Below are 15,290 nucleotides of genomic sequence, written 5' to 3'. Positions count from 1 at the left end.
TCGCCCCGTTCACCCCGCTGCCCCCGCTCCCGGCCGGGCGGAGCGGGCCCGGGGGCGAGCCGTGATCGGGACGTGTTTCCAGCCCGAGACGAAGTTGGAGGCCAGGCGTTCCGGGGTGCCGGCCGGGCGGAAGGTGTCGAAGCGGGTGAGGAGTTCCTCGAAGAGGATGCGCAGGGTGACGCGGGCCACGCTGTGCCCGATGCAGTAGTGCGGGCCGATGCCGAAGGCGATGTGCTTGTTGGGCCTGCGGCGGATGTCGAAGGTGCCCGCGTCGGGGAAGACGGCGTCGTCGCGGTTGGCGGAGCCGAGCCAGACGACCACCGCGTCACCGGCGCTGACCTTGGTGTTCCGGACCTCGACGTCCCGGGTGGCGTACCGCAGGAAGTGGTTGACGGGCGAGGCCCAGCGCAGCGCCTCCTCGGTGGCGGAGGGGGTGAGCTCGGGGTGCGCGGCCCAGTCCTCCAGGACGCCCCGGTCGATGAACTCCGCCATCACGTAGTTGGGGGAGTGCGGGGTGGTGACGTTCGCGCCGAGCAGCAGGCTGTAGCAGTTCGCGACGATCTCGCCGGGGTCCATGTGGCGGCCCTCGAACTCGGTGGAGATCAGCACACTGAGCAGGTCGTCGCCGAGGTTCTGCCGGCGGAAGCGCATCAGGTCCTGGAAGTAGGCGAACAGGTCGCGGTGCGCGCGCTCCAGGGTGGCGGCCTTGCCGCCCGGGTCCTGGTACTCGGGGTCGTCGGCGGCGATGCAGATCGTCGTCAGCCGGCTGAGCCAGGCCCAGTCGGCCGGGGGCAGGCCCATCATCGTGCCGGTCACCGACATCGGCATGGCCAGCATGGCCTCGGCGAAGTCGAAGGTGCCGCCGTCGCCGAGCGGGGATATCAGGTCCACGACCAGGGGTCTGATCATGTCCTTCTGCCGCTCCACGGCCTTGACGGCGAGGGCCTTCTTCAGCCGGGTCTGCATCTCGGTGTGGCGCGGCGGATCGGTGACGGCGAGCTGTTTCCCGCCGGCCGGGTCGTCGGTGCCGAGCAGGTCGAGCATGGTGCCGCGCTCGGAGGTGAAGGTCTCGGTGTCCCGCAGGACGCGTTCGGCGTCGTGGAACCCGACGATGTTCCAGAACCCGCGCCGGTCGTCGACCTCCTGGCGGGTCAGGGTCTCCTGGTTCCGCATCCACCGCCAGACGGCGTGCGCGTCGCCTCCGCTGTACAGCCAGGGGTCGACGAGATCGGCCGTCGTCCCCTGGTGCACGGGGCACCCGGAAATCGCTGCGTCGGGTCGGGCGGCGTCATGGACTTTCAAGGGGTCGTCCTTTCGTCCGGTGAGGATGCCGCGAGTCAACGTACACGACGGGTGTCCGATGAAGCTTAATTATTTGATGAACTGTTTACGGTGGTCGTGTGAGCGCAATGAATGAGACATGTTCAGCGTTAAATTAATTTTCCGCCATCTGGCCAAAAAGTAGCGAGGAAGGGCCGATCGGCAGGTCCGAGGGGGTGTCATCGGTGATCGACATGCCTGGCAGGAGGGCCTTGACATGTTCATCGTGGGCTGCCTACGGTAATTCAGCCATTGAGCGGCGCCCGCCGTTCTGGCCGTGTCGGAAACGCATTTTGCTTTCCTTTATTTTGCGCACCGTTTTACCGCATGCTGTTCGCGGCCCTGGTAAGCGTTTTCAGTTCGCATGAGTTTCGGGGGAATCTCGCGTGTTGTCCGTTTGGTACCCGGCCACCCGCATGCAGCAGGGCCTGTGGGTCCTCGACCGCGACGAGTTGCAACGCCCCACCCAGCTCGTGCCGTCCGTCGTGGAGTTCACCGGCGAGGTGGACCACGGGCACCTCGTCGAGGCCGCCCGGCTCACCCTCGCCCGCCACCCGTCCCTGCGGGCCCGCTTCCGCTTCGACCTCCGCGGGCGCCGGGTCGAGTACCGCACCGACGGCGAGCCCGGCACGGCCCTGCTGCGGGACGCCGAGGCCGAGGGGCTCACCGAGGCCGAGGTCGACGCGTACGTACGGACGCTGTGCGGCACCCCGTTCGACCTGGCCGCCGACGCACCCGCCCGGGCCGTCGTCGTACGGCTCGACGCCCGGCGCACCCTGCTGGTCCTCGTCTCCCACCACATCGTCGTCGACGGACTGTCCCGCACGATGCTCCTCGAAGAGATCTTCACCGTCTACCGGGCCCGGCTCGCCGGCACCGTGCCGCGGCTGAGCGACCCGCCGCACCCCGCCTCCGTCGTCGCCGAGCGCCCGCCCGAGGAGATAGCCGCCCAGGTCGACGAGGTCGTCGAACGGCTCAAGGGCGCCCCCGTCGACGTGACCCTGCCCTTCGAGCGCGGCGCCGGCGGCGACCTGGAGGCCGCAAGGCTCGGCGCCACCGTCACCACCCGGCTGGACGCCGACCGCACGGCGAAGGCCCTGGCGGTCGCCGCCGAGGAGGGCTGCACGACGTTCATGCTCGGTGTCGCCCTGCTCTCCGCGACCCTGGCCAGGAACAGCGGACAGCGCGACTTCCTGATCGCCTTCGCCTGGCCCGGCCGCGACCACCCCGACGCCGGCGACGTGATCGGCATGTTCATCACCACCGTGGTGCTGCGGATCACCCTGGAGCCCGGCACCACCTGGCGGGAACTGCTCGGCGCCGCCCGGATCGCCGCCATGGAGGCGTTCATGGACGCCGACGTGCCCCTGGACGCGCTCGCCGCCCGCCTCAACCCGGACCGCACCCGGCTCTGGCCGCCCCTCACCCCGGTCCTGCTCAACCTGGACGACGCCCCCCACACCCCTGTGCTCGCCCCCGGTGTCACCGGCCGGCTGCGTCCGCTCGACCCCCTCTACGTCAAGTACGACCTCGCCGCGTTCGTCCGGGTCACGGACGGCGCCGAGGGACGGCGGCTGGAGCTCTCCCTCGACCACCCGACGGACGTCACCGACCCCCTGGCCGTGTCCGCCTTCCTGACGGATCTGCGGCGCAGTGCCGCGGACCTTGCCACCTCACCGGAGGAACCCGTGCTGGAACAGCCCGCCCGGACCATCGACCTGGACGACCCGGAGGAGCGGCTCGCCCTCGTGCGGTCCGTGTGGCGTGAGGTCCTCGGCATCGAGGACACCGCCGACGACCCCGACGACGACATCAGCTTCTTCGAGTCCGGCGGCGACTCCCTGCTCCTCGTGGTCCTGGTGGAGCGCCTCAGCCAGGCCTCCGGACGGACCCTGCGCACCATCGACCTGTTCCGCTCCGCCACGGTCGGCGGCCAGGCCGACCTGCTCGCCAAGCCCGCCGAGGCCCTCTGATGGCGTCGGCCCGCGAAGCGCTGGCCGTCTCCGTCCTCGGCGACGGGGCGGACCCGGCGAGCTTCGCCACCGAGACGTTCCTCTCCCTCGGCGGTGACTCGTTGCGGGCCATGCGCCTGGCCGCCCTCGCCCAGGAACGGCTCGGCCTGCGCATCCCCGTGCTCGACCTCCTCGGCGGGCGCCCGCTCGCCGAGGTGCTCGCCGAGGCGCGGGCCGGACAGCCCGCCGAGGCCGCCCACGACACCCCCCGACGGGACGACGACGGAGCCCTCTCACCCGCCCAGCGCGGGATGTGGCTCATCGAGCGGGTGGCCGGCGGCTCGCCGTACAACCTCGTCTTCACCGCGTTCACCGAGGACGGCGGCCGGATCGACCGCGGCGCCCTCGCCAAGGCGCTCGCCGAGACCGCCGCCCGCCACGAGGGCCTGCGCACGGTCTTCCGGGAGAGCGCGGGCGACGGCGAGGACGCCGTCGTACGGGAACTGCTGGCGGAGCACGCCCCCCAGCCGACGGAGATCGCGCACGAGGGACCGGCCGAGGAGTTCGAGGCGTTCGTGCGCCGCGAGGGCGCCGCGCAGGGCCGCCGACCGTTCGACCTGTCCGCCGCGCCCGCCTGGCGGCTGCTGCACTTCACGCACCCCGCGGGCCGGGACGCGATCGTGCTCGCCGCGCACCACATGGTGCTCGACGGCCGTGCGGTCGGTCTGCTGCTGCGCGAGCTGTCCGCCCGGCACGCCGCGCTCACCGGCACCGGGCCGGAACCCGACGACGGCGAGGCCCCGCCGGTACGGCTGCTGACGGACCGCCAGGAGAGCCTGCGCGCCCGGGGCGTGTGGGACACCCAGGCCGAGTTCTGGAAGGAGTACCTCGACGGGGCGCCCACCACCCTGGAACTCCCCGCCGACCGGCCGCGCCCCGCCCTCCAGGACGCCACCGGCGAACGCACCGGCCTCGACCTCGGACCGGCCCTGTCCGCCGCCGTCACCGAGCGGGCCCGCGCGCTCGGCGTCACCCCGTACGCCTTCCTGCTCGGCGCGTTCGCCCTCGCCCTCGGCCGCCGCACCGGGACGCGCAGCCTGCTCGTCGGCGTGCCGCTGCTCGGCCGGCAGAGCGCCGGGCTGGACCGGCTGATCGCCGTCGCGGGCAACCTCGTACCGGTCCGCGTCGACCTCGACGACGACGCGAGCCCCGCCGACTACCTGCGCTCCGTGCACACCTCGCTCGGCCGCGCCATCGACGCGGGCGACCTCCCCTTCGAGGAACTGGTCACCCGGCTCGGCGTCGAACGCAGCCTCGGCTGCCACCCGCTCGTCCAGGTCTGCTTCGGCATGCACGACCAGCTCGTGCCCCGGACCCTCGACGCCGGCACCGCGCGGCTGCGCGTCGAGGAGGGGCACGGCGGCGGCGCCCAGTTCGACCTGACCCTGCTCATCGGGCACTCCGACCCCGCCTACGCGGGCCACGTCGAGTACGCCACCGCCGTGTGGACCGAGACCGAGACCCGTGCCTTCGTCGCCGACTTCCTGGCCGGCGCCGAGGAACTCGCCACCGGGCACGCGGCCCGGCTGGAGGACGTGCGCTGCCTCTCCGCCGACGGCCGCGCCCGGCTCACCGCCCTCAACGCCACCCGTGCCGACTTCCCCGGCACCTCCCTCGACGCCCTGTTCCGCGCGGCCGCCGCCCGCACCCCCGACGCCGTCGCCGTACGGGACGCCACGGCCGCCCTCACCTACGCCCAACTCGCCGCCGCGGCCGGCGAACAGGCGCGGCTGCTGCGCGCCGCCGGGGTCCGCGCCGGGGACCGGGTGCTGGTCGGCGTGGACCGCTCGGTCGCCGAGGCCGTCGCCGTCCTCGGCGTGCTCTGGGCGGGCGCCGCCTACGTCGGGGTCGAACAGAGCGCCACCGACGCCCATCTGGCGAGGATCGTGACCCGCGCCGCACCCTCCGCCGCGCTGGTCGGCCCGCCGGACGGCGAGGCGGCCGCCCGCTTCCGCGGCCTCGGCGCCGAACCGGTGGCGGTCTGGGAACCCGCGTGGAAGCCCGCGCCCGACGCCCCCGAACCGGCCCCCGAGGACCCCTCCCGCGTGGCCTACGTCGCCTTCACCTCCGGTTCCACCGGGGAGCCCAAGGGCGTCGCCGTGCCGCACCGGGCCGTGATCCGGCTGGTGCACGAGGCCGACTTCGTCCGGCTCGGCCCCGGGGAGCGGATGCTGCGGCTGTCGCCGCTCGCCTTCGACGCCTCCACCCTGGAGGTGTGGGGCGCCCTGCTCACCGGCACCGCCCTGGAGGTGCACCCGGCGGGCCTCGCCTCGCCCACCGAACTCGGGGCGTTCCTGCGCGAGCGCGAGATCACCGTCGCCTGGCTGACGGCCGGGCTGTTCCGGCTCGTGGAGGAGTTCGCCCCCGACGCGCTCGGCGGCCTCGGGCAGCTGCTGACCGGCGGGGACGTCGTCCCGCACGAGCACACCGCCCGCGCCCTCGCCCGCCATCCCGGCCTCGTCGTCACCAACGGCTACGGCCCCACCGAGAACACCACCTTCACCACCACCCACTCCGTCTCCTCGCCCGACGAGGTCGACGGCCCGCTGCCCATCGGCCGACCCGTGCCCGGCACGCGCGTGTACGTCCTGGACGCCCGCCGCAGGCTGCTGCCGCCCGGCGCGGTCGGCGAGCTGTACGCGGCGGGCGAGGGCCTCGCCGACGGCTACCTCGGCGACCCCGACGAGACGGCCCGCTCCTTCGGGACGTTCTCACCCGACGTCCCCGAGCGGCTCTACCGCACCGGCGACCTCGTACGCCTCGACTCCCGCGGCCGGCTGACCTTCCTCGGCCGCGCCGACGACCAGGTCAAACTGCGCGGCTACCGGGTCGAGCTCAGCGCCATCGCCGACGTGCTGTGCGGCCACCCGGCCGTGCAGGACGCCGTCGTGCTGGTCACCGAGGGGGACAGCGCCGACAAGCGGCTGCTCGCCGCGGTGGTCCCGGCGCCGGGCGCCGCCCTCGCCGCCACCGACCTGCGCTCCCTGCTCCAGCGGAAGCTGCCCGCGTACATGGTCCCCACCCTGTGGACGATCGTGGACGGCATCCCCGTCACCGCCAACGGCAAGGTCGACCGGCGCGCACTCGCCGCCCGTGCCGTCCCCGCCGGACAGGCCGAGCGGACCGCCGCCGACCCCGGGGCGGCCCTGACCGCGCGGATCGCCGAGCTGTTCGCCGAACTCGCCGAGGACGCCGAGGCCGGGGACATCGACGCCGACACCGACTTCTTCATGGTGGGCGGCAACTCCCTGGGCGCCGTACGCCTCATGCGCAAGGTCAAGGAGCACCTCGGCACGACCGTCCGGCTCCGCGACTTCCTGCTCTCGCCGACCCCGGCGGGCCTCAGGGCGCTCGTCGAGAAGGAGGCCGGCGGCGCGTGAACGCCACACCCCCGCTCGCGTGGGACGAGGACCTCGACTGCTGGGTGGTCGCCGACCCGCGGCTCGCCCGGCAGGTCCTCCACCACCCCGGCTTCACATCCGGGACGTTCGAGCGCTCCTTCCAGCTCTACATGACCGAGGCGGCCCGCGAGGAGTACCGCGAGCTCACCGAGTTCCTGCGGCTCTGGTTCGTGCAGACCGACGCGCCCGAGCACACCGCGCTGCGCCGCCCCGTGCAGCGCCTGCTGTCCGCCTCCTACGTCCGCTCCCTCGCGCCCCGCGTCGAGGAGATCACCGACGCGTGCCTGGACGCGCTGGCCGCGGGCCCGCCGTACGACGTCGTCCCGGCCGTCGCCGACGGGATCTCCGGCCGTGTGATGGCGCACGTCGTCGGGATCGCCGAATCTCCTCAGACCCTGCACCGCTGGGCGCGCACCCTGTCGCTGTTCATCGGCGCCATGTACCGCCGCGACCACGCGGCCGAGGCCCACCGCACGATGGAGGAGATGACCGAGGCGCTCGCGCGCGCCGACGCCCCCAAGTCCTTCCCGCAGGAGACCCCCGAGGACCGCGCCCGCACCACCGCGACCTGGGCGATGAACCTCTTCGGCGGTCTGGAGACCACCTCCTCGCTCCTCGCGTCGACCGTCATGGACGCCCTGGCCGAGCCGGCCGTCTGGGACGCCGTACGGGCGCAACGGCCCGGCGCGGCCGAGGAGTTCGTCGAACGGGTGCTGCGACGCCGGCCGCCGCTCAGGCACCTGGGCCGGGTCGTGGCGTACGACCAGGAGCTCGCCGGGGAGTCGATGCGCGCCGGCGACCTGGTGCTGGTGAGCCTCACCGGCGAGGCGCTGCTGGACGAGCCGGGCGGCGGCGCCTGCCCCGTCACCGGCGACCAGCACCTCGTCTTCGGCTTCGGCCCGCACTACTGCGTGGGCGCGCCCCTGGCCCGCCTGGAGGCCGCCGTCCTGCTGCGCCGCTTCGCCGCCCGCTTCCCGGACGCCCGGCTCGCCGCCGAGACCCCCGAGTGGGGCCCCAACCTGTCGTACGTGGGCCTCGACCACCTCTACGTCGAGCTGGGGGTCTGAGCGTGCCGAGCGCAGCACAGGGCGCGGTGGCCGTCGTCGGCATGGCCTGCCGGCTGCCCGGGGCCGAGGACGTGGAACGGTACTGGGCGCTGCTCGGTGCCGGAGCCGACGGCATCAGCCGCCCCGCACCGGACGAGCTGATCGCGCGCGGCGCCGACCCGGCGTACGTCCGCCGGGAGAACTTCGTGCCCGCGATGGGCGTGATCGCCGGTTCCCGCCGCTTCGACCACGCCTACTTCTCCTACAGCCGCGCCGAGGCCGCCGCCACCGACCCGCAGCAGCGGGTGTTCCTGGAGGCCGCGGTCACCGCCTTCGACGACGCCGGACTCGACCCGACCCGTTTCCCCGGGCGCGTCGGGGTGTACGCCGGTGCCGACCGGGTGGGCGAGCACCTCGGCCCCGACCTGGGCGAACTCGCCCGCTACATCGGCCGGGAGAAGGACTTCCTCGCCACCCGCGCCGCCTACAAACTCGGGCTGCGCGGCCCCGCGCTCACCGTGCAGACCGCCTGCTCCACCTCGCTCACCGCCACCCACCTCGCCGTACGCGCCCTCCTCGGCGGCGAGTGCGACGCGGCGCTCGCGGGCGGTGTCACCGTGATGCCCGACGGCGAGTGGGGCTACCTCTTCGAGCCCGGCGGCATCCTCTCGCCCGACGGCCGCTGCCGGCCCTTCGACGAGCACGCGGCGGGCACGGTCCCGAGCGAAGGGGTCGCCGTGGTCGTCCTCAAACGGCTCGCGGACGCGCTGCGCGACGGCGACCGGATCGCCGCCGTGATCACCGGCAGCGCCGTCAACAACGACGGCTCCGACAAGATGGCCTTCACCGCGCCCTCCCCGGCCGGGCAGAGCGAGGTGATCCGCGCCGCGCAGACCGTGGCGGGCATCGACCCCGCCGACCTCGACTACATCGAGGCCCACGGCACCGCGACCCGGCTCGGCGACCCGGTGGAGGTCCAGGCGCTCACCGAGGTCTTCGGCCGCCCGGCGCCGGGCCGTACGCGGTGCGCCCTCGGTGCCGTCAAGGGCAACATCGGGCACACCGGCGCGGCCTCCGGGGTCGCCGGGCTGATCAAGACCGCGCTGATGCTGGAACGCGGCCGGCTGGTGCCCACGGCCCACTACACCCGGCCCAACCCGCTGCTGGAACTGGACGGTTCGCCGTTCCGGATCGTGGACCGGGCCGAGCCCTGGCAGGCGCCCCGCGCCGCCGCCGTCAGCTCCTTCGGCGTCGGCGGCACCAACGCCCACGTCGTCCTCACCGCCGCCCCCCGCACCACCCCCCGCACCACCCCCCGGCCCGTCCGCCCCGGACCACGCCCGCTGTTGCTCTCGGCGGCGGCACCGCGGGCACTGGGCGAACTGGCCGGCCTCCTCGCCGACACCCTCGGCCCGTCCGGAGCCCAGCCGGCCGGTGGGCCGGCCGTGGCCGCTCCGACCGTCGCCCAGGCCTCCCGGACGCTCGCCGCGCGGCGGAGGTACAAGCACCGGGCGGCCGTCGTGGCGGGGGACACCGAGCAGGCGGTGCGGCTGCTGCGCTCGGTCGCCGGGCGCGAGGCGGGCCGGGACGCGGGCGCCCGGCCGCGCAGGCTCGGCAAGGTCGCCTTCCTCCTCCCCGGCCAGGGCACCCTGCGGCACGCCGCCGGCGCCGCCGCGCACCGCGCGCTCCCCGGCTTCCGGACCGCCTTCGACACCATCGCCGCGCACGTGCGGGACGCCCACGGGATCGATCTGACCCCCGCCGTCGACCCCGGGGCGGGCGCCGGCGAGGACTGGTTCGCGGACACCGTGCACCAGCAGCTCGCCCTGCTGGCCCTCGGGCACGCCTTCGGCAGCCAGCTCAAGGAGTGGGGCGTGCGGCCCGCCGCGCTGCTCGGGCACAGCGTCGGCGAGTACACGGCCGCCGCCCTCGCCGGGGTCTGGTCCCCGCAGGACGCCGCCGACGTGGTGCACCTGCGGGCCCGCGCCATGGCGGACACCGAGCCCGGCCGCATGGTCGGCGTCACCGGCGACGCCCGGGAGATCGCCGCCCGGCTCCCCGCCGGCGGCGAGGTCACCGTCGCCGTGGAGGGCCCGGGGACCGTCGTGCTGTCCGGACCCGGGGACTCCCTGACGGACCTGCTGGCGGGCCCCGCACTGGCGGGCCTGCCGATCACGCCGGTGCACACCCGGCGCGCCTTCCACTCGAAGGCCATGGAACCGGCAGCCGAGGCGGTGCGGACCCACCTGTCGTCGGTGCCCGCCCGCCCGCCCCGGCTGCCCTTGATCTCCAACACCACCGGCGACCGCGCCGACCCGGACCTGGTGACCCGGCCCGACTACTGGGCCACCCAGCTCCGCAGCCCCGTCCTGCTCGCCCGCGCCATGGACAGCCTCCTCGCCGCCGGCTGCACGACGTACGTCGAACTCGGGCCCGGCAGCTCCATGCTCGGCGGACTGCGCCGCAGCGCCGGCTGGGACGCCGCCGCCTTCACCGCCGTACGCCTGACCGGACGGCCCGGCGAACCCGCCGAGGACGCCCTGCTGGCGGCGCTCGCCACCCTGTGGGAACTGGGCGCCGACCGCGCGCTCGACGACGTGCTGGAGCCGGCCGGACCGGGGGCGGAGCGGATCTCGCTGCCCGGGTACCGGTTCCAGGGGGAGGACCCGCGGGGGCAGGGACAGGGGCAGCGGCTGTCGGCGGGGGCGGAGGCGGGGGCGTCCGCGCGCCCCGCGGCAGCGGTAGCCGCCCCGGCACCGGTATCCGCCCCCGCGCCCACCCCGGCGCCCGCTTCGGCCCCGCACGCCCCCGGCTCCCCGCCGGGCGTCGGCCAAGGTCTCCGTCCCCTGCTCGCCGACCTCTGGTGCCGCACCCTCGGTGCCCCCGAGGCCCGTGACGAGGACGACTTCTTCGTGCTGGGTGGCGAGTCGCTGATGGCCGTGGGCCTGATGTCCGCCGTCCGGGAGCGCACCGGTCATGCCCTGTCCGTCACCGACTTCTCCCGCCGGTCCACCTTCGGAGACCTCGTGGCGGCCGTCACCGCGGGCACCGCCGCCGAGGCGCCCCCCGTGCCCGGAGTCGCCACCCTCGCGGAGGGGCGGCCCGGTGAGCGCCCGCTGTTCCTGGTCAGTGACGCCGTCGGCACCGCGCTCCCGTACCGGGACCTCGCCGCCGCCCTCGCCGCCGCCGGCTGCGGCCGGCCGGTGCTCGGGCTGGAGGACGCCGACGACCCCCGGGGCACCCCGCGCACGGTCGCCGCCCTCGCCGCGGCCCACCTCACCGCGCTGCTGCGGGCCCGCCCCGAAGGGCCGTACACGCTCGGCGGCTGGTCCTACGGCGCCGTCGTCGCCCATGAACTGGCCCGGCAGCTCATCCGGCGCGGCGAGCGCGTCGACGTCCTGCTGTGCCTGGACGGTTTCGTGCCCGACACCGCCGGACTGCCCGTCGGCCTCGCCCCCGACTTCCTGCGCGCCGGTCTGCGGCACCGGGCCGAGGCCGCCCTCGGCGTCGGCCCGCTCGGCCGGCGGCTGCGCGGGGAGCCGGAGCTGCGGCGGCGGTTCGCGGCCCGGCAGACCGCCCTGCTGCGCCACCGGCCACGCCCGCTGCCCTGCCGCGCGGTCCTGTTCGCGGCGGCCGAGGGGCTCGCCCCGGACGGTCCGGACCGGCTGCGGTCCCGGCTGGCCGGGCTGTACGGCGGGGGGCTGCGGGTGGAGCGGGTCCCCGGTGACCACTGGTCGATGCTCGCCCCGCCCCACACGGGCGCCCTCGCGGCCGGGCTCCTCGCCGTGCTCGACGAGAAACGGAGTGACCATGGCTGACGCGATCACCGAGGACGCGGCGCAGGCCCGCCCGGAGGAGCCGAAACCGCTGCTGCGCAACGCCGACTTCCAGGCGCTGTGGACCAGTGAGGCGTTCGCCGCGCTGGCCAAGGAGACCGCCGAGGTCGCCTACCCGCTGCTGATCCTCGCCACGGGCGGCTCCGCGTTCTACGCCGGCGCCGTCGGCTCCGCCCAGCTCGTCACCGCCAGCCTGATGTCGATCCCCGGCGGCACCCTCGCCGACCGGGTCGACCGCCGGCTGCTGCTGATCGTGTGCAACATGGTGCGCGTCGTCCTGCTCGGACTGCTGGCGCTCCTCGTCTCCACCGGGCACACCCACCCCCTCGTCATCCTCGCCGTGGCCGTCGGCTCGGCGGCCTGTCTCGGCGTCTCCAACCCGACCGGACTCGCCGTCATCAAGCAGCTGGTGCCGCCCTCGCAGCTGACCCAGGCCACCGCGCAGAACCAGGTCCGGTACTTCGCTGCCACCATGGGCGGGCCCCCGGCCGGCGGGTCGCTGTTCGCCCTCGCGCGCGCCTTCCCGTTCCTCACGGCCGCGCTGTCGTTCCTGGTGTCGTCCGCGCTGCTGCTGTTCATCCGCAAGCCCCTGAAGGTGGAGAACCCCGGGCCCGGCGAGAAGCGCCACGCCGCCGAGGGTTTCCGCTTCCTGGCCCGGCAGCCCGTCCTGCGGCTGCTGATCGTCTGGATCATGGGCTCGAACATGGCGTTCACCCACACCGGGGTCTTCCTCGCGCTGATCGCCACCGCCGAGAGCCGCGGCGCCTCCGCCACCTTCACCGGTCTGCTGCTGTCCATCGCCGGCATCGGCGGGGTGGTCGGCTCGCTCCTGGCGAGCCCGATCATCAGACGGGTGCCGCCGCCGGTGCTGTTCCTGACCGCCGCCTGGATCGGCCCGGTCGCCGCCGTCCTGCTCGCCAACGTCTCCGGGCTCGTCCCGCTCGGCGTCATCGTCGCCTGCGTCTTCCTGCGCGGGCCCATCACCAGCGCCCTGTTCCTCGCCTACCTCGCGGCGATGGCTCCCGACCGGACCCAGGGCCGGGTGCTCGGCGCCGTGATGTTCATGTCGATGGTGGCCGCGCCGCTCGGTGTGTTCGGCGTCGGCGCCCTCTTCGACCTGGCCGGACCCACCGCGGTCTTCACGGCCATGGGCGTCGTCTCGGGCCTGGCCGCCCTGCCCACGCTCAGCCCCCGCATCCGCAAGCTCGCCCCGCCGGAGGAGTACGCCGTCACCGACACGGCGCAGACGTCCGGCGCCCCGACCAGCAAGGAGACGTGATGCCCGCCGAAGCCGCCCGGCAGCCCGCCGTACCTGCCGACGCCGTCCGGCAGCCCGCCGTATCCGCGGAGGCCGCTCGGCAGCCCGCCGTGTCCGGCGTACCCGCAGAAGCCGTCCGGCAGCCCGCCGTGCCCGTGGAAGCCGTCCGGCAGCCCGCCGTGCCCGCGGAGGCCGTCCGGCAGCCCGCCGTGCCCGCCGACGCCGTCCGGCAGCCTGGCGTATCCGCGGATGCCGCTCGGCAACCCGCCGTACCCGCCGACGCCGAGCCCGGCATACCCGCCGAAGCCGCCCGGCAGCCCGCCGTATCCGGCGTACCCGCCGAAGTCCCGGTGAACGGTCCGCAGGAGCCGGGCGCCGCCTCGGCTCCCACGCCCCCCGTCCCGGCCCCCGCCCTCGCCGCGCTCGTGGGTGTCGCGGCCGGCGGTGAGCGCCTCCCACCGGAGTTCTTCACCCGCCCCGACCCGGCGCCCGGTGCCACCCACGCCGCCAACACCCGCCTGCGCGCCACCGGTTGCCCGGTCCACGCCATCGACTACCCGCCCGGCGGCGACGCCTACGTGGTCTCCGCGTACGACACCGCGCTCCGGGCCTTCGGCGACCCGAGACTGTCCAAGTCCGTGGACAACGCGCCCGGCTGGTTCCGCGACCTCCTCAAGGACAGCAGCCCGGTCCTCATCCGCAACATGATCACCGCGGACGCGCCCGAGCACACCCGGCTGCGCCGGCTGGTCAGCCGTGCCTTCGTGCCGCGCCGGATGGCCCTGCTGCGGCCCCGCATCCAGGAGATCACCGACGAACTCATCGACGCGCTGCCCCCGTCGGGCGAGATCGACCTGATGGAGTTCGCGTTCACCCTGCCCATGCGGGTCATCTGCGAATTCCTCGGCGTCCCCATCGAGGACCGGCCCGACCTGCACGCCTGGGGCCACTGGCTGAGCGGCGCCCCCTTCGCGGACGAGGAGTCGAACCGGCAGCTGAAGATCGCCAGCGACAGCATCGAGCAGTACCTGATCGGGCTGCTCGACCGGCGTCGCGCCGAGGGACTCGGCGAGGACCTGGTCTCCATCCTGCTGCGGGCCGCCGACGAGGAGGACGTCTTCACCAACGACGAACTCGTCTCCACCCTCGTCCTGCTGATCATCGCCGGCCACAAGACCACCGCCAACCTCATCGGCAACGGCTTCCAGGCCCTGTTCCGCTTCCCCGACCAGCTCGCGCTCCTGCGCGACCGGCCCGAGCTGGTGGAGTCGGCGGTCGAGGAGTTCCTGCGCTTCGAACCGCCCGTCTACCGCGGCACCCTGCGCGTGGCCACCGAGGACATGGAACTCGACGGCTGCCCGATCCCCCGCGAGGGCTTCGTCCACATCCTCATGGACTCCGCCAACCGCGACCCCGAGGCCTTCGAGAACCCCGACCGCCTCGACATCACCCGCGCCAACAACCGGCACTTCGCCTTCGGACACGGCGCCCACTTCTGCGTCGGCGCCCCCCTCTCCCGCGTCGAGGGCTCCGTCGCCTTCCCGACCCTGCTGCGCCGCCTGTCCGGCCTCGAACTCGCCGTCCCGCACCACGAGCTGGAGTGGGTCTTCGACAACTCCACCAGCCGGGGCCTGAAAAGACTGCCGGTGCGCTACACGGCCCGACGGGCCGCCGCCCCGGAAGGAGCGGGCCGATGACCGCGCGCACGACCCTGGTCTGCCTGCCCTTCGCGGGGGCCGGGGCCTCCTTCTTCCGCCCCTGGCAGCGGGTCGCGGGCGACAGCCTGACGATCCTGCCGCTCCAACTGCCCGGCCGGGAACGCCGTATCGACGAGGAACCGCACACCGAGGCCCGCACGGCGGTCGAGGGCCTGTACGGCGACCTGCGCGCCGCCCTCGACGCCGACCCCGCGCTGCCCCGCCGCATCGCCCTGTTCGGGCACAGCCTGGGCGCCGTCCTCGCCTACGAACTGGCCCACCGTCTCGCCGCCGACCCCGGGGACGCCACCCTCGTCCGCCTCTTCGCCAGCGGCTCCCCGCACCCCGCCGAACAGCGCACCCGCCGCGCCACCGGCCTGCCCGACGACGCCTTCCTCGCCCGGGTCCACGAGTTCGCCGGGTACAGCCACGAGGCCCTCGACGACCCGGAGATGCGCGAGCTGATCCTGCCGACGCTCCGCGCCGACGTGCAGATGCACGAGAACTACGCGCCGTCCACCGACCTGCCGCTGGCCGCCCCGCTCACCGTGCTCCGCGGCAGCCACGACGAACTCGTCAGCGGTGAGGAGGCGGCGGCCTGGGAGAAGGTCGCGGGCGCCGGCTTCCGGTCCGTGGAGCTGTCCGGCGGCCACATGTACCTGACCGCGTCGGCGCCGGAGCTGCTGGCCGTCGTCGCCGCCGACCTGCACTGAGCCGAGG

Annotated in this window: 8 protein-coding genes; 7 read left to right on the top strand and 1 reads right to left on the bottom strand. The window is 74.6% G+C overall.

The window, feature by feature from the left end:
• Positions 1–9: 9 nt before the first annotated feature.
• Positions 10–1,251, bottom strand: coding sequence for a cytochrome P450 (locus AQJ58_RS31680; RefSeq protein WP_234360358.1), 1,242 nt, complete (start codon positions 1,249–1,251; stop codon positions 10–12).
• Between the two features lie 455 nt (positions 1,252–1,706).
• On the opposite strand from AQJ58_RS31680, the gene AQJ58_RS31675 reads away from it, so the two are divergent.
• From AQJ58_RS31675 to AQJ58_RS31645, 7 genes are read left to right on the top strand one after another with little or no spacing between them, the layout of a single operon-like run.
• The gene (locus AQJ58_RS31675) at positions 1,707–3,293 is read left to right on the top strand and encodes a condensation domain-containing protein (protein WP_234360357.1); all 1,587 of its coding nucleotides are present in this window, start codon (positions 1,707–1,709) and stop codon (positions 3,291–3,293) included.
• Complete coding sequence (locus AQJ58_RS31670) at positions 3,293–6,712, top strand: non-ribosomal peptide synthetase (protein WP_067256387.1); 3,420 nt, start codon at positions 3,293–3,295, stop codon at positions 6,710–6,712. The genes AQJ58_RS31675 and AQJ58_RS31670 overlap by 1 nt, the downstream gene beginning before the upstream one ends.
• Complete coding sequence (locus AQJ58_RS31665) at positions 6,709–7,800, top strand: cytochrome P450 family protein (protein WP_067256385.1); 1,092 nt, start codon at positions 6,709–6,711, stop codon at positions 7,798–7,800. Before AQJ58_RS31670 ends, AQJ58_RS31665 begins: the two co-directional genes overlap by 4 nt.
• A 2-nt stretch (positions 7,801–7,802) precedes the next feature.
• Positions 7,803–11,597 carry a type I polyketide synthase gene (locus tag AQJ58_RS31660; RefSeq protein ID WP_234360356.1) on the top strand — a complete coding sequence of 1,265 codons (3,795 nt, stop codon included), beginning with the start codon at positions 7,803–7,805 and terminating at the stop codon, positions 11,595–11,597.
• Entirely contained in the window at positions 11,590–12,894 is a 1,305-nt protein-coding gene (locus AQJ58_RS31655) for an MFS transporter (RefSeq protein WP_067256725.1), read from the top strand. Before AQJ58_RS31660 ends, AQJ58_RS31655 begins: the two co-directional genes overlap by 8 nt.
• Complete coding sequence (locus tag AQJ58_RS31650) at positions 12,894–14,570, top strand: cytochrome P450 family protein (protein WP_234360355.1); 1,677 nt, start codon at positions 12,894–12,896, stop codon at positions 14,568–14,570. Before AQJ58_RS31655 ends, AQJ58_RS31650 begins: the two co-directional genes overlap by 1 nt.
• Positions 14,567–15,283, top strand: a complete 717-nt coding sequence (locus AQJ58_RS31645; protein ID WP_067256382.1) for a thioesterase II family protein — start codon at positions 14,567–14,569, stop codon at positions 15,281–15,283. Before AQJ58_RS31650 ends, AQJ58_RS31645 begins: the two co-directional genes overlap by 4 nt.
• Positions 15,284–15,290: the final 7 nt, after the last annotated feature.

It is taken from the genome of Streptomyces sp. DSM 15324 (assembly GCF_001514285.1).
Taxonomy (GTDB): Bacteria; Actinomycetota; Actinomycetes; order Streptomycetales; family Streptomycetaceae; genus Streptomyces.
The sequence above is the reverse complement of the archived record's forward strand: the minus strand, read 5'-3'. Positions and strand labels throughout refer to the sequence as shown.

Excerpts from the sequence above, each read along its gene's own strand:
- AQJ58_RS31670 (WP_067256387.1), top strand. The coding sequence starts at position 3,293 with ATGGCGTCGGCCCGCGAAGCGCTGGCCGTCTCCGTCCTCGGCGACGGG.
- AQJ58_RS31650 (WP_234360355.1), top strand. The coding sequence starts at position 12,894 with ATGCCCGCCGAAGCCGCCCGGCAGCCCGCCGTACCTGCCGACGCCGTC.
- AQJ58_RS31645 (WP_067256382.1), top strand. The coding sequence starts at position 14,567 with ATGACCGCGCGCACGACCCTGGTCTGCCTGCCCTTCGCGGGGGCCGGG.
- AQJ58_RS31655 (WP_067256725.1), top strand. The coding sequence starts at position 11,590 with ATGGCTGACGCGATCACCGAGGACGCGGCGCAGGCCCGCCCGGAGGAG.